General features: G+C 71.9%; 24 protein-coding genes and 1 pseudogene. 11 read left to right on the top strand and 14 right to left on the bottom strand.

The features are described from left to right. Positions 1-48: 48 nt before the first annotated feature. Entirely contained in the window at positions 49-639 is a 591-nt protein-coding gene (locus Aau02nite_RS13275) for a TetR/AcrR family transcriptional regulator (protein WP_212988676.1), read from the top strand. Here the strand turns inward: Aau02nite_RS13275 and Aau02nite_RS13270 are convergent. Both Aau02nite_RS13270 and Aau02nite_RS13265 read right to left on the bottom strand, forming a co-directional pair. Beyond that, positions 632-1,357, bottom strand: a complete 726-nt coding sequence (locus Aau02nite_RS13270; RefSeq protein ID WP_212988675.1) for an ABC transporter permease — start codon at positions 1,355-1,357, stop codon at positions 632-634. The two genes, Aau02nite_RS13275 and Aau02nite_RS13270, sit on opposite strands and share 8 nt — an antisense overlap. After that, complete coding sequence (locus Aau02nite_RS13265) at positions 1,354-2,070, bottom strand: ABC transporter ATP-binding protein (RefSeq protein WP_212988674.1); 717 nt, start codon at positions 2,068-2,070, stop codon at positions 1,354-1,356. Before Aau02nite_RS13265 ends, Aau02nite_RS13270 begins: the two co-directional genes overlap by 4 nt. A gap of 162 nt (positions 2,071-2,232) precedes the next feature. Here Aau02nite_RS13265 and Aau02nite_RS13260 point away from each other — a divergent pair, with 162 nt between their 5' ends. Both Aau02nite_RS13260 and Aau02nite_RS13255 read left to right on the top strand, forming a co-directional pair. Next, entirely contained in the window at positions 2,233-3,417 is a 1,185-nt protein-coding gene (locus tag Aau02nite_RS13260; protein WP_212988673.1) for a sensor histidine kinase, read from the top strand. Then, positions 3,414-4,094 carry a response regulator gene (locus Aau02nite_RS13255; protein WP_212988672.1) on the top strand — a complete coding sequence of 227 codons (681 nt, stop codon included), beginning with the start codon at positions 3,414-3,416 and terminating at the stop codon, positions 4,092-4,094. The genes Aau02nite_RS13260 and Aau02nite_RS13255 overlap by 4 nt, the downstream gene beginning before the upstream one ends. A 71-nt stretch (positions 4,095-4,165) precedes the next feature. Here the strand turns inward: Aau02nite_RS13255 and Aau02nite_RS13250 are convergent, their stop codons facing one another. Further along, a complete protein-coding gene (locus tag Aau02nite_RS13250; protein ID WP_212988671.1) occupies positions 4,166-4,810 on the bottom strand; it encodes a DUF4360 domain-containing protein in 645 nt (214 codons plus the stop codon). A gap of 420 nt (positions 4,811-5,230) precedes the next feature. Between Aau02nite_RS13250 and Aau02nite_RS13245 the strand changes: the two genes are divergently transcribed. Continuing rightward, complete coding sequence (locus tag Aau02nite_RS13245) at positions 5,231-5,872, top strand: DUF4360 domain-containing protein (RefSeq protein WP_212988670.1); 642 nt, start codon at positions 5,231-5,233, stop codon at positions 5,870-5,872. 368 nt (positions 5,873-6,240) lie between these two features. On the opposite strand, the pseudogene Aau02nite_RS13240 reads toward Aau02nite_RS13245, so the two are convergent. Further along, positions 6,241-6,398 (bottom strand): annotated as a pseudogene (locus Aau02nite_RS13240) (IS5/IS1182 family transposase); the annotation flags it as partial. 219 nt (positions 6,399-6,617) lie between these two features. Here Aau02nite_RS13240 and Aau02nite_RS13235 point away from each other — a divergent pair. From Aau02nite_RS13235 to Aau02nite_RS13220, 4 genes are all read left to right on the top strand, one after another. Continuing rightward, positions 6,618-7,046, top strand: coding sequence for a hypothetical protein (locus tag Aau02nite_RS13235; protein ID WP_212988669.1), 429 nt, complete (start codon positions 6,618-6,620; stop codon positions 7,044-7,046). Next, positions 7,040-7,273 (top strand): helix-turn-helix transcriptional regulator, encoded by a 234-nt coding sequence (locus Aau02nite_RS13230; protein ID WP_212988668.1) that lies wholly within the window; start codon positions 7,040-7,042, stop codon positions 7,271-7,273. The genes Aau02nite_RS13235 and Aau02nite_RS13230 overlap by 7 nt, the downstream gene beginning before the upstream one ends. Continuing rightward, entirely contained in the window at positions 7,270-8,241 is a 972-nt protein-coding gene (locus Aau02nite_RS13225) for an NAD(P)-dependent alcohol dehydrogenase (RefSeq protein WP_212988667.1), read from the top strand. The genes Aau02nite_RS13230 and Aau02nite_RS13225 overlap by 4 nt, the downstream gene beginning before the upstream one ends. Positions 8,242-8,334: 93 nt before the next feature. Further along, positions 8,335-8,982, top strand: a complete 648-nt coding sequence (locus Aau02nite_RS13220; protein ID WP_212988666.1) for a lamin tail domain-containing protein — start codon at positions 8,335-8,337, stop codon at positions 8,980-8,982. Between the two features lie 4 nt (positions 8,983-8,986). Here Aau02nite_RS13220 and Aau02nite_RS13215 read toward each other — a convergent pair whose 3' ends face one another. After that, positions 8,987-10,297: a cytochrome P450 gene (locus Aau02nite_RS13215; protein WP_212988665.1), complete on the bottom strand. Its 1,311-nt coding sequence runs from the start codon at positions 10,295-10,297 to the stop codon at positions 8,987-8,989. A gap of 467 nt (positions 10,298-10,764) precedes the next feature. Here Aau02nite_RS13215 and Aau02nite_RS13210 point away from each other — a divergent pair, with 467 nt between their 5' ends. Together Aau02nite_RS13210 and Aau02nite_RS13205 are read left to right on the top strand one after the other, a co-directional pair. Then, entirely contained in the window at positions 10,765-12,015 is a 1,251-nt protein-coding gene (locus Aau02nite_RS13210; protein WP_246595099.1) for a CobW family GTP-binding protein, read from the top strand. A 12-nt stretch (positions 12,016-12,027) separates the two neighbouring features. Next, the gene (locus Aau02nite_RS13205; protein WP_212988663.1) at positions 12,028-12,285 is read left to right on the top strand and encodes a type B 50S ribosomal protein L31; all 258 of its coding nucleotides are present in this window, start codon (positions 12,028-12,030) and stop codon (positions 12,283-12,285) included. Between the two features lie 51 nt (positions 12,286-12,336). Here the strand turns inward: Aau02nite_RS13205 and rpsN are convergent, their stop codons facing one another. The 7 genes from rpsN to Aau02nite_RS13170 all read right to left on the bottom strand — a co-directional run bounded on the left by rpsN (position 12,337) and on the right by Aau02nite_RS13170 (position 17,916). Then, positions 12,337-12,642 (bottom strand): 30S ribosomal protein S14, encoded by a 306-nt coding sequence (gene rpsN / locus Aau02nite_RS13200; protein ID WP_212988662.1) that lies wholly within the window; start codon positions 12,640-12,642, stop codon positions 12,337-12,339. Then, on the bottom strand, positions 12,642-12,809 hold the full coding sequence (gene rpmG, locus Aau02nite_RS13195) for a 50S ribosomal protein L33 (protein ID WP_212988661.1): 168 nt from the start codon (positions 12,807-12,809) through the stop codon (positions 12,642-12,644). The genes rpsN and rpmG overlap by 1 nt, the downstream gene beginning before the upstream one ends. Further along, entirely contained in the window at positions 12,809-13,045 is a 237-nt protein-coding gene (gene rpmB, locus Aau02nite_RS13190) for a 50S ribosomal protein L28 (protein WP_212988660.1), read from the bottom strand. The genes rpmG and rpmB overlap by 1 nt, the downstream gene beginning before the upstream one ends. Positions 13,046-13,107: 62 nt before the next feature. Next, entirely contained in the window at positions 13,108-13,881 is a 774-nt protein-coding gene (locus tag Aau02nite_RS13185) for a class I SAM-dependent methyltransferase (protein ID WP_212988659.1), read from the bottom strand. A 99-nt stretch (positions 13,882-13,980) separates the two neighbouring features. Continuing rightward, complete coding sequence (locus Aau02nite_RS13180) at positions 13,981-15,153, bottom strand: aminotransferase class V-fold PLP-dependent enzyme (protein ID WP_212988658.1); 1,173 nt, start codon at positions 15,151-15,153, stop codon at positions 13,981-13,983. A 1-nt stretch (position 15,154) separates the two neighbouring features. Beyond that, positions 15,155-16,474: a pyridoxal-phosphate dependent enzyme gene (locus Aau02nite_RS13175; protein WP_212988657.1), complete on the bottom strand. Its 1,320-nt coding sequence runs from the start codon at positions 16,472-16,474 to the stop codon at positions 15,155-15,157. After that, the gene (locus tag Aau02nite_RS13170; protein WP_212988656.1) at positions 16,471-17,916 is read right to left on the bottom strand and encodes a type III PLP-dependent enzyme domain-containing protein; all 1,446 of its coding nucleotides are present in this window, start codon (positions 17,914-17,916) and stop codon (positions 16,471-16,473) included. Before Aau02nite_RS13170 ends, Aau02nite_RS13175 begins: the two co-directional genes overlap by 4 nt. A gap of 314 nt (positions 17,917-18,230) precedes the next feature. Between Aau02nite_RS13170 and Aau02nite_RS13165 the strand changes: the two genes are divergently transcribed. Beyond that, positions 18,231-18,875 (top strand): hypothetical protein, encoded by a 645-nt coding sequence (locus tag Aau02nite_RS13165; protein WP_212988655.1) that lies wholly within the window; start codon positions 18,231-18,233, stop codon positions 18,873-18,875. A gap of 4 nt (positions 18,876-18,879) precedes the next feature. Here the strand turns inward: Aau02nite_RS13165 and Aau02nite_RS13160 are convergent, their stop codons facing one another. Beyond that, positions 18,880-20,121, bottom strand: a complete 1,242-nt coding sequence (locus tag Aau02nite_RS13160) for a Gfo/Idh/MocA family protein (RefSeq protein ID WP_212988654.1) — start codon at positions 20,119-20,121, stop codon at positions 18,880-18,882. Beyond that, complete coding sequence (locus Aau02nite_RS13155) at positions 20,122-20,973, bottom strand: class II fructose-bisphosphate aldolase (RefSeq protein ID WP_212988653.1); 852 nt, start codon at positions 20,971-20,973, stop codon at positions 20,122-20,124. It lies immediately after the preceding gene. Between the last annotated feature and the right edge of the window lie 8 nt (positions 20,974-20,981).

Below are 20,981 nucleotides of genomic sequence, written 5' to 3'. Positions count from 1 at the left end.
GCAGGCTAACCCACATATACGCTGGCGTATACCGACGTGAGGAGACTCGTGGGCGCGACTCGCACGACCCGGGACAGGTGGATCGAGGAGGGGCTGGCGGCGCTGGCGGCCGGCGGTCCGGACGCCGTCCGGGTCGAGGCGCTGGCCAAACGGCTGGGCGTGACCAAGGGCGGGTTCTACGGATCCTTCGCCGACCGCGACGCACTGCTGGCCGCGATGCTCGACACCTGGGAGCGGGAGAGCACCGATGAGGTGCTCGAGCGCGTCGAGCGCGAGGGCGGCGACCCGCGGACCCGGATCCGGCGCGCGGGAATGCTGACCTTCTCCGGCACCCGGCTGCTGCCGATCGACCTGGCGGTCCGCGACTGGGCCCGGCGCGACGAGGCGGTCGCCGCGCGCCTGCGCCGGGTCGACAACCGGCGCATGGCGCTGCTGCGCGAGATGATCGGCACGTTCTGCGCCGACCCCGACGAGGTCGAGGCACGCAGCCTGGTGGCCTTCTGCCTGGCGATCGGCGAGCACTTCCTGGCCGCCGACCACGACGGCCGTACCCGCGCCCAGGTCCTCGCCCGCGCCGCCGACCTGGTGCTCGACCGCCCCCGCGAAGACCCGGACCGCGGGCCGTCAGCCGTCAGGTGATGTCCCGGCGCACCGTCGTCGCGACCGCGGCCACCGCGAGCGCCGCGGCGTAACCGGCCAGGATGAGTCCGGCCTGCCACTGCGGCGGCGCGTCGGCGACCGTGGGCAGCCCGCCGAGAGCTGACCCGAGGGCGAACGGCAGCCACCGGTCGGCGTCCCCGATGAGCTGCCCGACGATGCCCTCGACCAGGGCCAGCCAGGCCAGCGCGGCGGCGACCGCGGCCATCAGGTTGGTGATCAGCGCGCCGACGGCGACCCCGATCGCCGCGAAGACGGCGTTCCACCCGATGCCGCCGAGCACGGTGCGCCACAGGCCCCCGGAGGCGAGGTCCAGCGAGGCACCGTCGGCGGCGAGCCAGCCGGCGGTGGTGATCAGCGCGGTGAGGGTGGCAGCCACCCCGAAGACCGCGCCGGCGGCGGTGTAGACACCGAGCTTGGCCAGCACGAGCCGGTAGCGCCGCGGGGTGGCCAGGTAGGCGTCGCTGATGGTGCGGTGCCGGTACTCCCCCGCGACCGCCATGGTGCCGAGCACCAGGGTGAACAGGGAGACCACGCCGATGTGGGCCACCGCCTCGCGCTGCGCGCCGATCGTGGCGGCGTCGTCCCGGGCGAGCATCAGGCCGCTGACCCCGGCCACGATGACCAGTTGTGCGGCCCCGAGCAGCAGCCAGCCGCTGCGGACCGTACGCAGTTTGCGGAACTCGGCGGCGAGGATCATCGGGAGCTTCCTTCCAATTCGGCGGTCAGGCGCAGGAAGGCCGACTCCAGGGTGTCCCCGCCGGCGGACAGCTCCGCGAGCGGCCCGGCGAAGCGCAGCACCCCGCCGTTGACGATGAGGACCCGGTCGGCAGTCTGGGCGACCTCGGCCAGGATGTGGCTGGACACGACGACGGTGCGGCCCTGCCCGGCGAGCTGCCGCAGCAGGGTACGCAGCCAGGCCATCCCGGCCGGGTCGAGGCCGTTGCCGGGCTCGTCGAGGATCAGCACGTCCGGGTCGCCGAGCAGGGCCGAGGCCAGGCCGAGCCGCTGGCGCATACCCAGTGAGTAGCCGCTGACCCGGCGCCCGGCATCCGCGCTCAGTCCCACCTCGTCCAGCACCGCGTCGGTCCGGGCCGCGGGCAGTCCGGCCAGTTGCGCCTGGATGAGCAGGTGGTCGCGAGCGGTGCGGCCGGGATGGAAGCCAGACGCCTCGAGCAGGGCGCCGACGACCCGGCGCGGACGGGGCAGTTCGGCGTAGGGGCGCCCGTCAACGGTGGCCGTACCGGAGGTGGGCCGGACCAGGCCGAGCAGCATCCGCAGGGTGGTGGTCTTGCCGGCCCCGTTGGGCCCGAGGAAGCCGGTCACTCCCGGCCCGAGGTCGAAGCTGAGATCGTCGACGGCAGTCACGGCGCCGAACCGTTTGGTGAGTCCTCGGACGGACACCTCGGTCATCGAAGTCCCTTCGTAGAAAGCGCAACGGAGGTCACTCTCGTCCGCTGCGCCCGCGATCTCGTCGCCTCAGCGAGGCATCTTCGCCGTACCGCGGGCGCGGTATGCCCGGGATGCCGCCGGGAGGGGAGGCGCCGGGACGCCGGCCGGCCGTACGGTGTGGCCATGCACGTCATCGCCCACCTGCGGCGGGTGGCCCACGACCGCCCGCACGTCGCCGACGGGGCGATCGCGGCCCTGGTGTGGGTGGCGACCCTGCTGACCACCGCGGGACCGGGTCATCTCGACGGGCCCGGTTCCGTGCTGCCGGCGACGGTGGCGTGTCTGGTCCTGGCGGTGCGGCGGCGCTGGCCGTACCCGGTCCTGCTGGTCAGCACGGTGGCCGCCGAGCTGTTCCTGGCCCACCAGCCGGGGACCGGCGACATCCTGGTCCTCGCCGCGCCCCTGGTCGCGCTCTACACCGTGGCCGAGAGCAGCGACCGCCGGCGGTCGCTGCTGGTCGGCGGGCTGCTGGTGCTGGCGCTCGGGGCGTTCCACACGATCGGGGCGCCGGCCCGCTGGCTCGGACCGGAGAACGTCGCCCTGGCCGCCCTCGGCGGCCTGGCCGTGGCCGCCGGCGAGGCGTCGCGCAACCGGCGCGCCTATCTGGCCGAGGTGCTGCTGCGGGCCGAGGACGCCGAGCGCGACCGGGAGGCCGAGACCCGGCGCCGGCTCACCGAGGAACGCCTGCGCATAGCCCGGGACCTGCACGACAGCGTCGGTCACCACCTCGCGCTGATCAACGTGCAGGCGGGCGTCGCCCGGCACGTGCTGACCGGCCAGCCCGCCCCGGTACGCGAGACGTTCGACCGGATCCGGCAGGGCAGCCGGGCCGCCCTGGAGGAGCTGCGCGACACCGTCGGGCTGCTGCGCCGTCCCGGGGACGAGAACGCGCCCGTGGAACCCACGGTCGGCCTGGCCGCGCTCGACGACCTGCTGAACTCATTCACCCGCTCGGGTCTGCGGATCGCCTGCGACCGGCACGGCGACACGACCCACCTGTCCTGGGCCGCGGACGTGACGGCCTACCGGGTCGTCCAGGAATCGCTGACCAACGTCTGCAAGCACGCCGGCCCGGTGAAGGTCCGGCTCAGCGTGCGTCGCGAGCGGGAGATGCTGACGGTGATCGTCGACAACGACGGCCCGGCGGTGACCGGACCGGCGGTGACCGGGGCGGCGGCGGACGCGCACGGCATCGTCGGGATGCGGGAACGTGTGGCGGCGCTGGGCGGCACCCTGCTGGCCGGCCCCTGGGCCACCGGCGGCGGCTTCCGGGTCACCGCGGTCCTGCCGGCGGGGCGCCCGGCGTGACCGACGAACCGATCCGGGTGCTGCTCGCCGACGACCAGCCGCTGCTGCTGGCGAGCTTCGCGACGTTGATCGCCGCCACTGCGGGCATGTGTGTCGCCGGCACGGCCCGCACCGGCGCCGAGGCCGTCACCCTGGCCCGCGAGGCACGCGCCGACGTGGTGCTGATGGACATCCGGATGCCGGAGCTGGACGGGCTGGCCGCGACCCGGCTGATCACCGCCGACGAGGACCTCGCCGGGGTGCGGGTGCTGATCCTGACCACGTTCGAGATCGACGAGTACGTCTTCGCGGCGTTGCGCAGCGGAGCCAGCGGGTTCCTCGGCAAGAGTGCGGAGCCGGAGGAACTGCTGCACGCCATCCGGGTCGTTCACCGCGGCGACGCCCTGCTCACCCCGGCGGCGACCCGCAGCCTCATCGCCCGCTATCTGGCCCGTCCGGAACGCGGCCAGGAGATCTCCGCGCACCGGCTCGCCGCGCTGACCGAACGGGAGCGGGAGGTGCTGGGCCTGGTGGGATCAGGGCTGTCCAACAGCGACATCGCCGCGCACCTGACGCTGAGCCCGCACACGGTGAAGACCCACATCAACCGCACGATGGGAAAGCTGGGCGCGCACGACCGGGCTCAGCTGGTCGTCTTCGCGTACGAGAGCGGCCTGATCCGCCCGGGCGGGGCGTGACGAGCCGGGACACGGCCGAGGGTCGCCGGACCGGTCCGGCGACCCTCGACGCGCGCTGAGGAGGCGATCGTCTAGCACTGCCTCCAGGCGAAGTGGTACGTGGTGGAGATGCTGCCGTCGACGGAGTCCATGGTCAGGAAGCTGGCGTCCGTCGAGGTGCCCTTGGCGACCCGCAGCTCGGTGTTGATGTTGAGATTGCGCAGTTCCCCGCACGGGTGCCAGACGACCGCGGCGACCGGAACCTCGTCACTGGCGAACCAGTTGTCGTCCAGGGGTGCGGTGACCGGGTGCGTGGTGAAGGTGCTCTGGCTCATGCCCTGGAAGTAGTAGTTCGCCCGTTGCGAGGCGGTGGCACCGCGCTGGAGCAGGCCGTACCCGCGGTAGTCCACCTTGGTGATCGCGAAGGTGAAGCCCTGGGGTACGTGGACCAGCACGTTGAGCTGGCAGTTCTTGCGGCCTTCGGTGGTGGCGATGCCCGGACCGGCCTGGGCCAGGTAGTCGCTGTAGATGGCGGTGAAGGCGGTGTTGTCCGGTGAGATGGCGACGTCCGCCGTACCGGGCCGGCAACCGGACCCGGCCATGGCGACCAGGTCGATGACGATGTGGTCGGACGGCGGGTCCTCCAGCGGGCTTCCGGCCGAGGCGGGCGAGGCCGCGGTCAACGAGGCGGCGAGCAACGCCAGCACTGCTCCCCCACGCACCAGCAATTTACGCATGGAACTCCCTTCGGGTAACGACGACAATGCACACGCGGGACAGATGTTATGGGCGGTCATAGACTGACGTCAATGAAACATTCTGAGGTCCCATTGTGCGGTAATTGGGAGGCGCCATACAGGCGGTTGCCTCTTTGCGGCCGGCCGCCCAAAGCCGCACACCCCATCTTCACGGATTATTCGGGCGAACACCTCGGCCGGATTGTTGGATTTATCCGTCTAATCGGCCGCATGCAGCATGCATAACGCGCCCGAGCAGGCAATCTGGATCATCAACTCAGATAGATGAACACCAATTCTTGTGGTGGTCATGGCGGCTGGCTAACATTCCCTACCGAACGCCGTCCGCCGCGTGAAGCAGTATCAGGGTTTAATATTGGAAGCCTTCCAGAATGCACCGGCCGAAACGAGAGGAATACCATGATCAAGAGCTTCGTCGGCGTAAGACATACGGTTCTCGCCGTACTCGGCACAGTTCTTACGCTGTCGCTGTCCACGCCGGCGCACGCCGAAGCCGCCGCCGTCCCGGACGGCAACGTCACCGTCGAGGTGATAGCCGCCAACGGCTCGGGATGCGCACCCGGGTCGGCCACGGTGATCGCCGACTCCGACAAGACGGGCTTCCGGATCAGGTACCACGACTTCGTGGCCGAGGCCGGCGGGAGCGCCGACCCGACCGACCGACGCAAGAACTGCCAGGTCGGCGTGCTGGTGACCGTGCCGGCGGGCTGGACCTTCGCCGTCGCCGAGGCGGACTACCGGGGCCGGGCCCGGCTCCACGCCGGCGCGACAGCCCTACAGCGCACCAACTACTACTGGCAGGGATCGTCGGCGAACAACAGCAACGACGAGACGTTCTCCGGCCCGCTCCACGGCTACTGGGCGACCCGGGACGTCGCCCCCGCCCTGATCTACACCCCGTGCTCGGAGCAGAAGGTCCTCAACGTCAACACCGAGCTGCGGGTGGACGCCGGCCCGTCGAACGCCCGCAGCAGCATGTCGATGCGCTCGAGCGAGGGCGACGTCGACACCCTGTTCAACTTCAGCTGGATCCGGTGCTGACACCGTAGCCTCGCGCCGCGGCACGACTGACGGTCACGAAGGACTCCCCCGGAATCCTTCGTGACCGCCGCTCGTTCCGGTGGCTGCCCCAGGTCGCCCGTACCGATGGGAAGGACGTCACCACCGCGCAGAGGCCGTGGCGATCGTCATCGGGCTCGGCCGGCGAAGCGGCCCCTCGCAGGCCGGCCGGGACGCCGTCACCGAGCCGGCCGCGCCGGCGTAGGCAGCCCGCGACACAGCCGGCGGCACTCCCGGTGGCCACGCCCGCAACGTTGCCGTTCGTTGTTCCGGTGCTGCCCTTCCAGGCTGTGTCCGGCCCGATCGTCGGAGCCGCATCAGAGCGGCGATGAGCAGCAGTGTCGAAGTCGGGGCGGGCGGCCGCCGCGGCGCTCCTTGGCAGCCCGGCGGGCGACCTGGTCAGTGCGTTCCGGGATGGTGTGGCGATGCCGCGGCGACGGAGCTCGCGGCGGGTCGGGTCGTGGGCGTAGGCCATGTCGGCGACCAGCACGTCCGGCTTCTTGCGCGGCGCGGCCTTAGCCGCCCGCCTCCAGCAGGGGTAGCAGCGAGAGCAGGGCCGCCCCGGCCGCCGGATGACCGGCGAAGTCGACCCCTCCGGCAGACCTCGGCCACGGTGACCAGCCACCCGGAGCGGCCGGATGCACGCGATGTAAAGTTTTTTAGACATCGTGTCAAGAATTTGCTACCTTCGAAATGTCAAAAATTTTGTACATCGAAGGGGCCCGCCGTGACACACGAGGAGAAACGAGCGTGGATCAGGCTGGTCGTCGCCGTCCTGAGCTACACCGCGTACGTGGCCGTCATCGCGAGCCGCACCGACGGACGGTCCCTGACCTCGGTGCCGTACGCGGGCGCTCTGTTGTGGACGGTCGGCGCCGCGATCGTCGCGTCGATCGTGGCCGAGATCGCGATGGCCGTGGGCAATCCGCGGGCGTCGCGCCTCACCGACGACCGCGACCGCGAGATCGGGCGGCTCGGTGAGCACGTCGGCCAGTCGTTCGTCGTCATCGGCGCGGTCGCCGCGATGGGAATGGCGATGGCGCGGTGGGACCCCTTCTGGACCGCCAACGTCATCTACCTGTGCTTCGTGCTGTCGGCGGTCCTCAGCGGCATCACCAAGGTGGTCGTGTACCGCCGGAGCCTGCCGCAATGGTGAAGCCGACGCAGGTCACCAACAGCATCCGCGCGCTGCGGTTCGCGCACGGCGAGATGACCCAGGCCGAGCTGGCCGACCGGATCGGCGTCACCCGGCAGACCCTGATCGCCATCGAGCAGGGGCGCTACTCGCCGTCGCTGGAGATGGCCTTCCGCATCGCCCGGGTGTTCCGGGCGCCGCTCGACGACGTGTTCCAGTACCCCGACGAACCCGAGGAGCAGCAATGAAAGCCATCGCCCAGGACCGGTACGGCTCAGCCGACGTGCTCGAGCTCCGCGACGTCGATCCCCCGTCGCCCGGCGAGCGGGAAGTGCTCATCGCGGTCCGAGCGGCCGCTGTGGACCCGGGCGTGTGGATCTACATGACCGGCCGCCCGTACGCGGCGCGCCTGGCGTTCGGTCTGCGCCGGCCCCGGGTGGCGGTGCGCGGCCTGGACGTCGCCGGCGTGGTCACCGCGGTGGGTGCCCGCGTCACCCGCTTCCGCCCGGGCGACGAGGTCTACGGCACCTGTGAGACCGGCTCGTTCGCCGAGCAGGCGACCGCGAAGGAGGACCGGCTCGCCGCCAAGCCGGCCACGATCACCTTCGAGCAGGCGGCGGCCACCCCGGTCTCCGGCGTCACGGCGTTGCAGAGCATCCGCGACGGCGGCGTGCGGGCCGGCCGGCGGGTGCTGATCACCGGCGCGGGCGGCGGCGTCGGCTCGTTCGCGGTCCAGCTGGCCAAGGCGTACGGCGCGAGCGTGACCGGAGTCTGCAGCACCGCCAAGGCCGACACGGTCCGGTCGCTGGGCGCCGACGACGTCATCGACTACACCCGGCAGGAGGTCGACCGGGACGGCCCCGCGTACGACGTCATCATCGACACCGCGGGAAGCCGGCCGCTGTCCCTGCTCCGGCGGGCGGCAACGCCCCGCGCCACCATCGCGCTCGTCGGTGGCGGGCACGCCCGGGGCCGGATCATGGGCGGCTTCCAGCGCCAGATGGCGGCGCCGCTGATCTCGCCGTTCATGGGCCAGCACCTGCGCGGCGTGACCGCCCGGGTGCGCGCCGACCAGCTCGCCGAGCTGACCGCACTCATCGAGTCGGGCCAGGTCACACCGATGGTGGGGCGCAGCTACGCGCTGGCCGACGCGGCCCAGGCGATCCGCGACCTGGCGACGGGTCGCTACCCGGGCAAGCTCGTCGTCACCATCTAGCGGCCGAAAGGACGACCGTGGCGCCGCACGGCCGTCCGGCTGTGGCCTTTCGCATGACGAGTGTCCATGGGTGTCGCATTTAGCGTGGCTGCCATGAACCGCCGTCTCCGCATCACCGTGGCCGCCGCAGCCGGCGCCGCCGTCCTCGGGACCGTGGCCGTCGCCCTGCCGGCCGACGCCGCCACGCCGAACCTGCAGTTCCACCTCATCCAGTTCGACTCCCCCAGCAACCCGGACACGAACGCGAACAGCAGCGTCAACGGCGAGTTCGTCCGGATCTACAACAACTCGACGTTCTCCGCGCGGCTGGACCGTTTCACCATCAAGGACGCCGCCGGGTACACGTTCACCTTCCCGGCCCACGTGATCGGGGCCAAGAAGACGGTCTACGTCCACACCGGCAAGGGGACCAACGGCCGCAAGCCGGACGGCACCCGGGACAGCGCCCGGCTGTACCAGCAGCGGGGCTGGCACATCTGGAACAACACCGGGGACACGGCGACGTTGCGCAGCTCGTCGGGGCGGGTCTACGACACGTGCCGGTGGACCAGCCGCGGCACCGGCAAGACGACCTGCGGTTCGCTGGGCAACACCGTGGTCGGCCCCGAACCCGCCACCCCCACGCCCACGCCTCGGATCACCACTCCGACGGCCACCATGCCACCGACCACCGCGCCGCCAGCCGCCACGACGCCGGCCTCTGACAAACCCACGACAAGTGAGCCGCCGCTCGCTGATTGAAGGCTCACTGCGCCCGCGGGCGGAACGTCGCGGTCAGGCCCTGCGGGATCAGCAGGCCACCGAAGTCCGGGGTGCCGCCGCGGCCGGGCGTGATCGTCACGTCGTACTCCCGGGCCAGCCAGAAGGTGCTCAGCACCAGCTGGATCATCCCCAGCTGGGTCCCGACGCAGACCCGGGGGCCCGCGCCGAACGGCAGGTACGTATGGCGCTGCTGCTGGCCGTGCGGCTCCAGCCACCGTTGCGGGTCGAGGGCCTCCGGGTCGCGCCACCATCGTTCGTCGCGGTGCAGGGCGTACAGGCTGAAGAGGATCTGGTCGCCCGGATTGAGCTGCCATTCGCCCAGGGTGGTCGCCCGCCGCGCGGTGCGGCCGATCAGCCAGGTCGGTGGGCGCAGCCGCAGGACTTCCTTCACGAACGCTTCCGTGTACGGCAGCGCGGTCGTCGACGGCGCCACTTCCGCGTCGTGGGCAGTGGCCTCCCGCTCGACCGCGCGGCGGACCTGCGGGTGGGCGGCGAGGTCGTGCACGATCCAGGTGAGGGCGGCCGCCGGGACGCCGTACGCCGCCAGCATGATCCCCCGGATCAAGCGTTCGATCTGCACGTCGCTGAGCGCGGGCGAGTCCGCCGCGAGCAGCACGTCGAGCAGGTCCTCGGCGACGCCCGGTCGGGGTGGGCCGGCCGCCCGGCGCCGGCGCACCACCGCGGCGATCGCTTCGACCGTGGCCTCGCGCGCCCGGATGAACCGCCGGACCCGGCGCGACGGCCACCACGGCGGCACCATGTAGGAGCTGCGGGACAGCGGGTCGAGAGCTTCGGTGTTCTCCGCGATGACAGCCGGCAGACCCTCGGCGTCGCGGCTGACGCAGAAGTCGGCGATCGCCCGGCCGACGTAGTCCTTCATCACGGCGAGCACGTCGACCTCGCCGGGCCCGGCCTGCCGCAGGGTCCGCTCGAAGATGGCGCGCAGCCGCAGGGCGTGCGCCTCGGCCACCGATCTGTTCAGGCCCCGCCAGCCGCGGCGCCGCGCGGTCATCCACAGCTGCGCGCCGGCCGCGGTCTCCTCCTCGTCGGTGCGCACCGCCAGCGGCACGGTCTCGGCCAGGAAGTCGTCGTTGGTCCGGCTGAGAATGTCGTGTATCAATGCCGGATCGGCAATCACGACGGTGCGGGGATCGAAGGAGAAGACGTCGCCGTATTCCCGTCGGCAGCGTTCCAGGAATGCCACCCGGTCCTTGTCGTAATCGACGACGTTGCCGAGCAGACGGTGACCGCGCGGGCCCGGTGGCCGGGCGGCAGGAGTGTGGACGGTCGTCATGAGGAACCCCCTTGGCGCGTGCCGGCGGGCACGGTGCACCCGCCGGCACGCTGCTGTCCGACGAGCCGGCCGGCTACTTGCCGAAGGCCCAGTACAGGTACAGGCCGCCCATGCGGGTCCGGCCGAAGAGCCGGGCAGTCAGGTGCCTCGCGTACGTCTTCATGGTTTCCTCCCGTGTCGACAAGGCGATTGCGCGGCGTGCGGAATCGCGTCCGACGTCACCGTCGTGACCTCGATCAGCGTAGGGAAGATCCCCCGGAGGGTCGCCCGCGGAACCGGCAATTGGCACCATCTGAACAAGCGTTCAGGTCGGTGTCACGCCAATATTAATTCAGACTTGTCAATGTCGAAAGAGATTCGCGCAGCGTGCCGCAGCGGCAGGCGGCCGGAGAGCGGCGCCCCGGGCGACCGGGACACTCCCGCCCCGGTCGCTTGTTGAAAATGGTTTTCGTTGTAGGGTGGAGCTCGTGACGACAGCCTTCATCGGTTCCACCCCGTCGGTCGACACCCGGCCCCGGGTCACCGTGCTCGCCGGTTTCTCCGCCGAGGCCACCGCCGCCATCGGCCGCAGCCTGCTGGTCACCGATCGGCGCCTGCTGCTCGTGTCGCACGACATGCGCCGCGTCCGGGACGGCGTCGTGCGCCGCACCGTCCGGACCGCGGACGCCGTGCTGGAGCAGGAGGTCGTCGAGCTGGTCCACGGTTGCGTGTCCTGCACGTTGCGCGAGGACGTGCTGCCCACGTTGCTGCGCCTGGCCCGGCAGCGCCCGGACAGCGACATCCTGCTCGCCCTGCCGCCGGTCATCGAGCCCGAGGCCGTCGCCGCCGCCTGTGCCCATGCCGGTGCCGGTGAGCAGCTGCGCTTCGACTCGTACGTGACCGTTGTCGAGGCCGCCGGGTTCCTGGACGATCTCGCCAGCACCGAGGACCTGCGCGACCGCGACCTGCACGCCGCCGACGAGGACCGCCGCGGGGTGGCCGAGGTCGTCGTCCGCCAGGTCGAGTACGCCGACACCATCGTCGTCTGGGGCCACCCGCAGCACGACGCGCTCGACGACGCCCGGCTCACCGCGCTGCTGCACCGGCTCGCCCCCTGGGCCACCCACCTGCGCGTCGGCGACACCGGCAGAGTCGACTGCACCGCCCTGGCCGCCCGGCTGCGCCGCACCGGCCGGCACGATCCGCGCACCCCGGGCATCCTCGGCCGCGCCCTCGAGGGTTTCCCGATCGGCATCGACGACCCGGCCGGCGAGCACGGGGCCAACTCGGTGCTGTTCCGCTCGCGGCGCCCGTTCCATCCGGTCCGGTTGCACGAGGCGCTGGAGGATCTGACCACCGAGGCGCTGCGCGTGCGGGGCCAGTTCTGGATCGCCAGCCAGCCGGACACCGCGATCGGCTGGGAGTCGGCCGGTGGCGGGGTCAGCCTGGGCACGCTCGGCTACTGGCTCGCCGCCCTGCCGGCCGAGCGCTGGCCCGAGACCAGCGGCCTGCGCCGGATGGCGGCCGACGTGGACTGGGACCCCTACTACGGCGACCGCCGCACGGTGCTGGCGTTGGTCGGCCTGAATCTCGACGCCGAGGCCCTCACCGCCCGGCTCACCGAATGCCTGCTCACCGACCGCGAGCTGGCCGAGGGCTTCGAGGCGTGGCCCGGCTGGGCGGACCCGTTCGCCGGCTTCTTCCCCCTGACCGACGAGGACGACACCGCACCAGCCTGAGAGAGGACCCGCATGAAACCCGGCATCCACCCGACCTACCAGTACGTCGTCTACCGCGACCGCAGCGCCGGTTTCGCCTTTCTGACGCGCTCCACCGCGACCAGCGACAAGACCGTCGACTGGACGGACGGCAACACCTACCCGGTACTGGACGTGGAGATCTCCGCGGCCAGCCATCCGTTCTGGACGGGCCGGCAGCGCCTGCTCGACACCGCGGGCCGGGTCGAGAAGTTCCGCGCCAAGTACGCCCGCGCCCGCGGCGAGAGCTGACCCGCGCGCAGACGAAAATGCCCGGCCCGCTGAGCGGGCCGGGCATTTCTGTCACCACGAGGCTTTGCGGACTCCCGGTAGCTCACCGCGCAGCGCCAACTCCCGGAACCGGACGCGGGAGAGCCCGAACTTGCGCAGCACCCCGCGCGGGCGGCCGTCGACGCTGTCGCGGACCCGGCCACGCGCCGGGCTGGAGTCGCGCGGCAGCCGCGCCAGCCGGCGGACCGCATCGGCCCGGACAGCGGGATCCGTGCCCGGGGCCGCGATGAGCGCCTTGAGATCGTCGCGGCGGTCGCGGTAGCGGGTGGTGAGACTCGTGCGGCGCCGTTCGCGCTCGATGAGGCCGAGCCGGGCCATCAGCGGTCCTCCCGGAAGTCGACGTGCCGGCGCAGCACCGGGTCGTACTTGCGCAGCACCAGGCGGTCCGGATCGTTGCGGCGGTTCTTCCGGGTCACGTAGGTGAAGCCGGTGCCGCCGGTGCTGCGCAGCTTGATGACCGGGCGGACGTCGGTGGACCGGGCCATCAGAGCCGGACCCCGCGCCGGCGCAGGCGGGCCACGACGGCGTCGATGCCGTCCCGGTCGATGATCTTGATGCCGGTGGTGCTGACGGTGAGCCGGACGGTGCGGCCCTCACTGGGCACCCAGTAGCGCCGGCGCTGCACGTTGGGATTCCAGCGGCGCCGGGTGCGGCGGTGGGAGTGGGACACGGCGTTGCCGAAGCTGGGCTTCGCGCCGGTGACATCGCAGATGGCGGACATGGCGATCATTCTACAATGAAAACCATTGTCAACAAGAGCTACCGTGCGCGCCCGTCGGCCGGTCAGGCCACCGCCGCCACCGCGGCGTGCCGGCCGCAGCGCCACAGGATGCCGGCCTCGGTGAAGCCGGCGGCGCGGGCGGCCGCGAGGTGCCATGCCGCGTCGGGGGTGAACTCGGCGGTGGCCCGGGCGGCGAACAGAGCCCGGCGTTCCTGGACCAGCGGCGCCAGAGCGGGCGTGCCGGTGACCTCACCCCACCAGCCGGCCCAGGCCAGTTCGGCGGCGGCCTCGTCGACGATGGACGGCATGGCGGTCATGACCGAGGAGATGCCGTCGTCGGGCATGAGGTCGGCCACCACCAGCAGGCCGCCGGGCGCGAGGACCGCGCGGGCGTCGCGGTAGAGCGCCCGGGCCCGCTCCTCGTGCAGGTAGTGCATGGTCATGACGACCGAGACGACGTCGTACGGGGCGTGCCGGCGGGCGGCGATGAGCCACGACGGCCCGGCCAGGTCGCCCTCGAGCAGGGTCACCGAGCCGGACACCGCCGCCTCGGCCAGCGCCAGCAGCACAGGGTCGAGATCCAGCAGGGCGACCCGGGCCTGTGGCCACCGCCGCGCCATACGCTCGGCCAGCACGCCGGGGCCGCCGCCCAGGTCCAGGACGCTGCCGGGCGCACCCCGGCGCACCGCCTCGGCCGCGGCGAACAGCGCGGCCTCGAAACCCGCCAGCCCGGGCACGAAGCGGGCCATCACCGCGTCCCAGTCGCTACGCCACCGGGCGGCCCCGGCCCGGTCGACGAGGGGCGGCAATGTCGAGAGCGGGGCGTGCGATGCCATCTCAGCTACCTCGGGACGCAGTGACGTGGTCGGCCGGCCGTGAACCGGTCGACGACCATACGATAACGGAACCCGTTTTCGTTTAGTGGCTACGGTCCGTCATCGGCGGTTCTCGAGGGCGGTCAGCGCCGCGATCAGCCGTTCCACCTCGTCCACGGTGTTGTAGACGTGCAGGCTGACCCGTACCGAGGTGGTCTTCTCCCCGTCCTCGCCCTGGCAGTGGTCGTCCGCCCGGACCATCATCGCGTCGCTGGCCAGGATGAAGCCCAGGTCGTTGGAGCCGATGTCGTGGTGCCGGAACGTGACGATGCCGCGGCGTTTCTGCACCGGCGAATCCGCGGCCAGGCTGCGCTGGCACCCGAGCACCTCGTAACTGGGCAGCCGGCACAGCGCGTCCGTCAGCCGGGCGGCGAGCGCGACCGTCCACTCCTCGATGCGCTCCAGGCCCACCTCGTCGAGCCAGTCCAGGGCCGCCGCCAGGCTGACGATGCCACTGGTGTTGGGCGTGCCGCTCCAGCCGCCGGGAGTGTAGGCGGGACCCCGCTGGTTGCGGGCCCAGACGGCGCCGGTGCCGGGCAGGGCCATCGCCTTGTGCCCGGAGAAGACCACGAAGTCGACGTCCAGGTCGGTCACCGAGACCGGCAGGTGCCCGATGCTCTGCGCGGCGTCGAGACAGATGGGGATGCCGGGTCCCGCGGCGGCCCGGATCCGGTGGACGTTCATGTCGCCGCCGTAGACGTGGTGCACGTGCGTGACGGCGATGAACCTGGTCCGCTCGGTGATCAGGGCGGCCAGCTGCCGGTGGTCGTAGTCGTGCGCGGCGTCGTACGGCATCGGCCTGACCGTGATCCTGATGCCCTGCCGGCCCAGCAGCTCGGCCACCTCCAGCCACGGCAGCGTGTTGGCGCGGTGGTCGGCGAACGGCACGATGATCTCGTCGCCGTCCCGCAGCTGCGGGGCCAGCCAGTCCAGCGCGACCGACCGCAGGCCCTCGGTGGTGCCGCTGACGAAGTGGACGCCGGAGCGCCCCGGCTCGGGATCGTCGAGGAAGGCCCGCAGCCGTTCGCGCGCCGCGTCGATCCGCGCGGTCGTGCGGTTGGCCCAGGTGTACGTGCCCCGGCCGGCGTTGGCGTTGCTGGTGGTCAGATAGTCGACCACGGCGTCCAGGACGGCTTGCGGCTTCTGCGCGGTCGCGGCGCTGTCCAGATAGGCCACCTCCGGATGCGCGGCGAAGATCGGGAACTGGGCGCGCAGCTTGTCGGCGTCGTCCATGTCAGTCCCGGACCAGGGTGGCGCCGGCGTCGCGCCAGGCGATGATCCCGCCGGCCAGGGACCGCACGTCCGGATGGCCCATCCTGGTCAGCAGGGCCGCGTAGCGGGCGGACTTCTCCCCCACCGGGCAGACCAGCAGCACCGGTTGCCGGCGCCCGAACGGCAGCCCGCCGTGCACCAGCTCGGCGAAGAGCTCGTCCACGATGTTGATCGAGCGGTCGATGTGCAGGGCCTGGTACGCGAACGGGCCCCGCAGGTCGACGACGACGCAACCCTCCTGCGCGATCCACCGCTGCGCGTCCGGCACGTCGATCGCCTTGGCCCGGGCCAGTTCCTCCGCGGTGATCGTCCGGGTCGAGTGCCGCCGGGCCGGCTGGTGGAACAGCGCCGGGCGGCGTTCGCGCACGTAGCTCATGTAGCTCTCGACGCGGTCGCAGACGATGAAGACCGCGGTGCGGCGCTCGGTCAGCTGGGCGTCGACGGCGCTGAGAAACCGCACCGCACCCTGGTACGCGCCGCCGCCGGTCGGGCCGGCCAGGATGCCGCAGCGCCGTACCAGGGTCAGGAGCCCGTCGATCGCCTCGTCCGCGCTGATCGTCTCGATGCTGTCGTAGTGACCGGGGTCGAACAGCCCGACCTCGTGCACCTCGTCGATGTTGCGGATGCCGGGGATGAAGTCGGACTTCTCGGCGACCAGGCCGACGACGGTGACATCGGGGTCGTGGTGCCGCAGCACCGTGGCGACCCCCGCCGACGAGCCGGCCGTGCCGACGCAGGCGATGAAGTAGTCCGGGGCCCGCCCGTCCAGGTCCGCGACGATCTCCGGACCCGTGCCGTGCACGTGCGCCCCGATGTTGCGCCGGTTGAAGTACTGGTCGGTGTGCAGGTAGCCGCTGTCGCTCCCGGCGAGCAGCTGGTGCATCCGGGTCAGCGGGTCCTCGGTGTTCGTCGGGTCGAGACACTCGGCCTGGCCCGGCAGCTCGTCGATCTCCGCGCCCAGCAGCAACAGCAGGTCCTTGATCTCGGGGACCTTCATCCGGTTGGTGACGCTCTTGAACGGCAGCCCGTGCATGCCGGCGATCACCGCGAGCGCCTTGGCGGTGTTACCGCTGGACAGCTCGACGACCGTGTCCCCGCGCTCGGTGGCCTGCCTGAGATAGGGCGCGGCCATGCTCCAGGCCGCCCGGTCCTTGACCGAGCCGAACGGGTTGAACAGCTCGAGCTTGGCGTACAGGTCGATGTTGACCAGGCCGTGCACGGCCGGATCGAGGCGCAGCAGCGGGGTGTCACCGATCATGTCGGTGACGTGGTCGTACCTCATGCCGCCTCCCCGCGGTCGGCGGCGGGCCAGTACCGCTCGTCCAGGCACCACCGCCAGGCGCCGTGCTCCCGGGTCAGCGCGACCGTGTGGGCGACCGGCTGCATCAGGGCGTGATCGGCCCGGAAGTCCATCAGGTAACCGGCGGTGTTCACGAAGGCCAGCAGGTCGCCCGGGCGCGGCCGGGCCGGCAGGAAGACCTTGCGGCGGGTGATCAGGTCGGACTCCAGGCACAGATTGCCGAGCAGGTAGACACCGGCCGGCTCACCGCCGGCGACGCCGGGACGACTGATCAGGATCGGGTCCATCAGCACCCCGTGCTCCTCGATGCTGACGTCGCGGGCGTTGAGGTCCAGCCGGACGAGCGTCTCGTCGCCGTCGTCGCGCACCTCCAGCACGGTGCCCAGCACCGCTCCGCACTGGTCGAGCAGGGCGCGGCCGGGCTCGACGTGCAGGTCGTACATGTTGTCCAGCAGCAGCGTGGCGAGCGGGCGGCGCAGCGACGGTGACACTGTCGACAGCAGCCGGTCCAGGTAGGCAGCGCCGGCCACCGGACGGTACGAGGGATAGACGCTCAGCGTGCCGCGCACCTTCCCGCCCTCGTTGCGCAGCCCGTAGCCGTGACCGTGCCACGTCATCGGCGGCCGCTTGCCGAGCACCGCCTCGGTCAGCGCGGTCGTGTAGCTCTCCCACTGCGCACCGTCGGCCAGGTAGTTGACGCCGAAGCCGCCACCGATGTCGAGCGCCCGCGGCCGGAGTCCCCGCTGGTGACACTCGTCCATGGCTTTGAGGCAGCCTTCCAGCGCGGCGGCCTTCTCGGGCAGGCCCATCGTGTCGAGGTGGTAGGCCATGCCGATCAGCTCGAGCGTGTCGGCGTGCTTCTCCAGCAGATCGAGAGCCGCCCCGACCTGGGAGACCGGCGTGCCGAAGCGGCTCCGGCGGCTCATCACGTTGACGCCCGGCGAGTCGAAGGACGACAACCGGACCATGACGCGTACGCGGGGCAGGCCGTGCGCCGCGACCAGCAGGGCCAGCTCGCTCAGCTCGGCCAGGGTGTCGGCGTTGACGATGACGCCGGCCCGCGCGGCCAGCGCGAGAAAGGGCGGGCTCTTGGGCCCGGTGGCCATGATCCGCGCGGGTCCGAAGCCGGCGCCCAGCGCGTGCTGCAGCTCGCCCAGCGACGCGACGTCGAGGCCCGCACCGGCGGCGGCCAGCTCGCGCACCAGGGCACTGGACCGGTTGGCCTTGTGGGCGAAGTAGACCTCACCGGGCAGGCGGTGCGCGTCGAGAACCGCCCGGAAACCGGCGAGATTCTCCGCCAGCTGTCCGGGCAGAACGACGTTCAAAGGTGAGCCGAGGGCGTCGACCAGTTGATGCAACAATGCGTCCTGGTCGAGCGCCGACCGTAGCAGCGGTTCCGTTCGTGGCACCAGATAAGGCGTCATAGCGGGTCCCCAGCGCAATTCTCCGGCGGCGAAGAAATACATTCCGGAATGGCGGCAACGGTGCAAACCGATCACAAGCGATGTGAGCGGCGCTGATACTCCTCAACGTAGCCGAAACCCAGCCACCCGCCAAGGGTCTCACGAACGCGTAGTAGCGCGCTGATCACTACATGCAATCTTGCGCATATGCCCGGAGAATCGAATCATCCGGCCTGAGCAGGCCCGATGCCCGATATCGCGGTAACCGGGCTGCGGGCTGCGGCGTCGCGTTGCTAGCGTGCGCCGACAACAACGGCGGCACGGGGATGAATGAGATGAACTGCTCGACGTGCGGCGCCCGGCTCACTCATGCCGGCCAGGCTCACGGCTGCGCGGGCGGCCCGGTGCCGCGCATTCAGCTTCCGCTGCGCTGGCGGATCGCGTGGTGGTCGCTGCTGCTGCTCAGCGCGGCACTCGGCACCCACTCATTGACGAAGGCCGCGATCGTGGCCGGTGTGCTCGAGTCGTCCGGGAAACAGATCCCCGTCGTGCTCTCCGCGGCCCTGGCGGTGGCCCTGGTGGTGTCGTGGGTCGTCTGGGCCAACCTCACCAGGAACATCGTCGAAGCACACGGCGGCACGGTGGCCGTGGTCCGGAACTGGGCGATGTCCAGCGCGACGATCCTCATCCTGCTGTCCGTCGTGCTGCCTTCGGACAACGAGGCGGTCCACCTGATCCGAGTCGCCGCCGCGGCTCTGCTCGTCGTCGGTGCGTTCCTCGCCCGGGCGAGGATCCAGTCCTGGCTCACCGCTCCGGGCCCACCGGCCGGCGCCGGCGTGCCCCGGGCCGAGACGGTCCTGACACCGTCGTTGAGCGGCGTGCCTTCCCCGGAGCCGCGGCCGGAGGACTGGGACGCCGGCCGCTGGGACCCCGAGATCCAGGCCGACATCGAACGCCGGCGCCACCGCGAGACCCGCTGAGTCGTCAGAGGCGGACGACCGTACCGGTGCGGCGGGCCCGTTCCGCCGCCCACACCACCCGGTGGCTCGCCAGGCTCTCCCCCGCGTCCGACGACACCAGGGCCGGGTCGCCCGCCGTGACCGCCGCCAGGAACGCGTCCACCAGCCCCTCGTCGCCGCCGCCGTGACCGTCCGACGCGGACGGGCCACCCGCCCCGGCCGAGTCCAGGACCGTCTCCGCGCCGGTGCGGAAGTCGACGTGGCGCAGCGTACGGCCGTCGCCGTCGAGGTAGCCGTGGGTGCCCATCAGGCGGGTGTGGCGGTGTTCCATCGGGGTGAAGGCGCTCATCGTGAACGAGCACGTCGCGCCGCCCGGGAACTCCATCGTCACCACCTGGTGGTCGACCACGTCGTTGTCGGCGGTGTAGACGCAGCGGCCGTACGGGCCGGTGCGCAGCGCCTGCCGCACCGCCGGCTCGGTCGGTTCCGGGGTGACCGCGCCGAGCGGCCAGAAGTGCTGCTCCGGGTCCGCGAGCGCGCCCAGGTAGAGCCGCTTCGCCGAGTACGGGCACACCGGCTCGACCGGGCAGTCCAGGCACCGGTCGGCGGCCCCCTCCGGGCGGTCCTCGATCCGGAAGTGGGTGCGGCTGCCGAACGAGCTGATCCGCTCGGGCAGCCCGCCGAAGAGGTGCACCAGCCAGTCGATGTCGTGACAGGACTTGGTCAGCAGCATCGGCCCGGACTCGTCCTCCCGGCGCCAGTTGCCGCGCACGAACGAGTGCGCGTAGTGCCACCAGCCGACCGGCTCGAGGTGCTCCACGCTGACCAGCCGGCCGATCCGGCCCTCGTCCAGCAGGCCCTTCACCAGCCTCGTGTACGGCGTGTACCGCAGCACGTGGCACACCGCCAGGATGACGCCGTTGCGGACCGCCGCCGCGGCGATCTCGGCCGCCCCGGTCTCGGCCGGCGCCATCGGCTTCTCCAGCAGCAGGTGGTAGCCGAGGTCGGCCAGCGCCACGGCCGGGGCGCGGTGCAGGCGGTCCTGGGTCGCGACGATCGCGGCCTCGGCGAGCCGGCCCGCGGCGGCCAGCTCCGTCCAGTCCGCGTACACCCGGTCGGCGGGGATCTCGAACTCGGCCGCCACGGCGGCCCGGCGGCGCGGATCGGGCTCGGCGACCGCGACGATCCGGCCGTGACCGGTGGCCACGGCGTGCCGGGCGTAGGTCTGACCGCGCAGCCCGGCCCCGACCAGAGCGAGGGTGACCATCTAGCGCGCCGCGGTGGTCGTCGCGGTGAGCAGGCGCAGGGCGCCGGCGACCGTCGTGGCCATCGCCGTGCGCGCCGAGGCCAGGTACCGGCGCGGATCGACGAGGGTGGCGTTGCCGTCCAGGGACTCCCGGACCGCGCCGGTGAAGGCGCTGTTCAGAGCCGTCCCGATGTTGATCTTCACCATGCCGCCGCGGACCGCGGCCACCAGCTCGTCGTCCGGTACGCCCGAGGAGCCGTGCAGCACCAGCGGCACCGGCACCGCCGCCCGCAGCCGGGCGATCAGGTCGTGGTCCAGCCGGGCCGTCCGGCTGGCCATCGCGTGCGACGAGCCGACCGCGACGGCGAGCGCGTCGACCCCGGTGGCCGCGACATAGGCAGCCGCCTCGGCCGGGTCGGTCCGTACCCCGGGCGCGTGCGCACCGTCCTTGCCGCCGACCTCGCCCAGCTCGCTCTCCACCCACAGCCCCTGCGCGTGGCCACGCCGCACGACGGCCGCGGTGGCGCTGAGGTTGGCGGCGTAGCCGAGCCTCGACGCGTCGTACATGACGGAACCGAACCCGTTGGCCGCCGCCTGGTCGAACAGGTCGTCGCTCTCCACGTGGTCCAGGTGCAGGCCCACGGGCACCGTGGCGGCCTCGGCGATGGCCCGGGCGGCCGCCGCGATCGGGGCCAGCCGGCCGTGGTGGAAGCGCACGGCGTTCTCGCTGATCTGCAGGATCACCGGCAGGCCGGCCTGTTCGGCGCCGGTGACGATGGCCTCGGCGTGCTCGACGGTGATGACGTTGAACGCGCCCACGCCGCCGCCGGCGGACCGGGCCCGGGCGACGATCTCGCCGGTCGGTGTGTACAAGGTGGATC

Source organism: Actinoplanes auranticolor (assembly GCF_018332655.1).
Classification (GTDB): Bacteria; Actinomycetota; Actinomycetes; order Mycobacteriales; family Micromonosporaceae; genus Actinoplanes; species Actinoplanes auranticolor.
This window is presented reverse-complemented; position numbering and strand designations above follow the sequence as displayed.

Bases quoted from the DNA above. Each gene is read 5' to 3' on its own strand.
- Aau02nite_RS13260 (WP_212988673.1), top strand. From the start codon at position 2,233: ATGCACGTCATCGCCCACCTGCGGCGGGTGGCCCACGACCGCCCGCAC.
- Aau02nite_RS13265 (WP_212988674.1), bottom strand. From the start codon at position 2,070: ATGACCGAGGTGTCCGTCCGAGGACTCACCAAACGGTTCGGCGCCGTG.
- Aau02nite_RS13160 (WP_212988654.1), bottom strand. From the start codon at position 20,121: ATGGTCACCCTCGCTCTGGTCGGGGCCGGGCTGCGCGGTCAGACCTAC.
- Aau02nite_RS13220 (WP_212988666.1), top strand. From the start codon at position 8,335: ATGAACCGCCGTCTCCGCATCACCGTGGCCGCCGCAGCCGGCGCCGCC.
- Aau02nite_RS13215 (WP_212988665.1), bottom strand. From the start codon at position 10,297: ATGACGACCGTCCACACTCCTGCCGCCCGGCCACCGGGCCCGCGCGGT.
- rpmG (WP_212988661.1), bottom strand. From the start codon at position 12,809: ATGGCCCGGTCCACCGACGTCCGCCCGGTCATCAAGCTGCGCAGCACC.
- Aau02nite_RS13170 (WP_212988656.1), bottom strand. From the start codon at position 17,916: ATGACGCCTTATCTGGTGCCACGAACGGAACCGCTGCTACGGTCGGCG.
- rpmB (WP_212988660.1), bottom strand. From the start codon at position 13,045: ATGTCCGCCATCTGCGATGTCACCGGCGCGAAGCCCAGCTTCGGCAAC.
- Aau02nite_RS13185 (WP_212988659.1), bottom strand. From the start codon at position 13,881: ATGGCATCGCACGCCCCGCTCTCGACATTGCCGCCCCTCGTCGACCGG.
- Aau02nite_RS13230 (WP_212988668.1), top strand. From the start codon at position 7,040: ATGGTGAAGCCGACGCAGGTCACCAACAGCATCCGCGCGCTGCGGTTC.
- Aau02nite_RS13250 (WP_212988671.1), bottom strand. From the start codon at position 4,810: ATGCGTAAATTGCTGGTGCGTGGGGGAGCAGTGCTGGCGTTGCTCGCC.
- Aau02nite_RS13205 (WP_212988663.1), top strand. From the start codon at position 12,028: ATGAAACCCGGCATCCACCCGACCTACCAGTACGTCGTCTACCGCGAC.
- rpsN (WP_212988662.1), bottom strand. From the start codon at position 12,642: ATGGCCCGGCTCGGCCTCATCGAGCGCGAACGGCGCCGCACGAGTCTC.
- Aau02nite_RS13180 (WP_212988658.1), bottom strand. From the start codon at position 15,153: ATGGACGACGCCGACAAGCTGCGCGCCCAGTTCCCGATCTTCGCCGCG.
- Aau02nite_RS13270 (WP_212988675.1), bottom strand. From the start codon at position 1,357: ATGATCCTCGCCGCCGAGTTCCGCAAACTGCGTACGGTCCGCAGCGGC.
- Aau02nite_RS13175 (WP_212988657.1), bottom strand. From the start codon at position 16,474: ATGAGGTACGACCACGTCACCGACATGATCGGTGACACCCCGCTGCTG.
- Aau02nite_RS13225 (WP_212988667.1), top strand. From the start codon at position 7,270: ATGAAAGCCATCGCCCAGGACCGGTACGGCTCAGCCGACGTGCTCGAG.
- Aau02nite_RS13165 (WP_212988655.1), top strand. From the start codon at position 18,231: ATGAACTGCTCGACGTGCGGCGCCCGGCTCACTCATGCCGGCCAGGCT.
- Aau02nite_RS13245 (WP_212988670.1), top strand. From the start codon at position 5,231: ATGATCAAGAGCTTCGTCGGCGTAAGACATACGGTTCTCGCCGTACTC.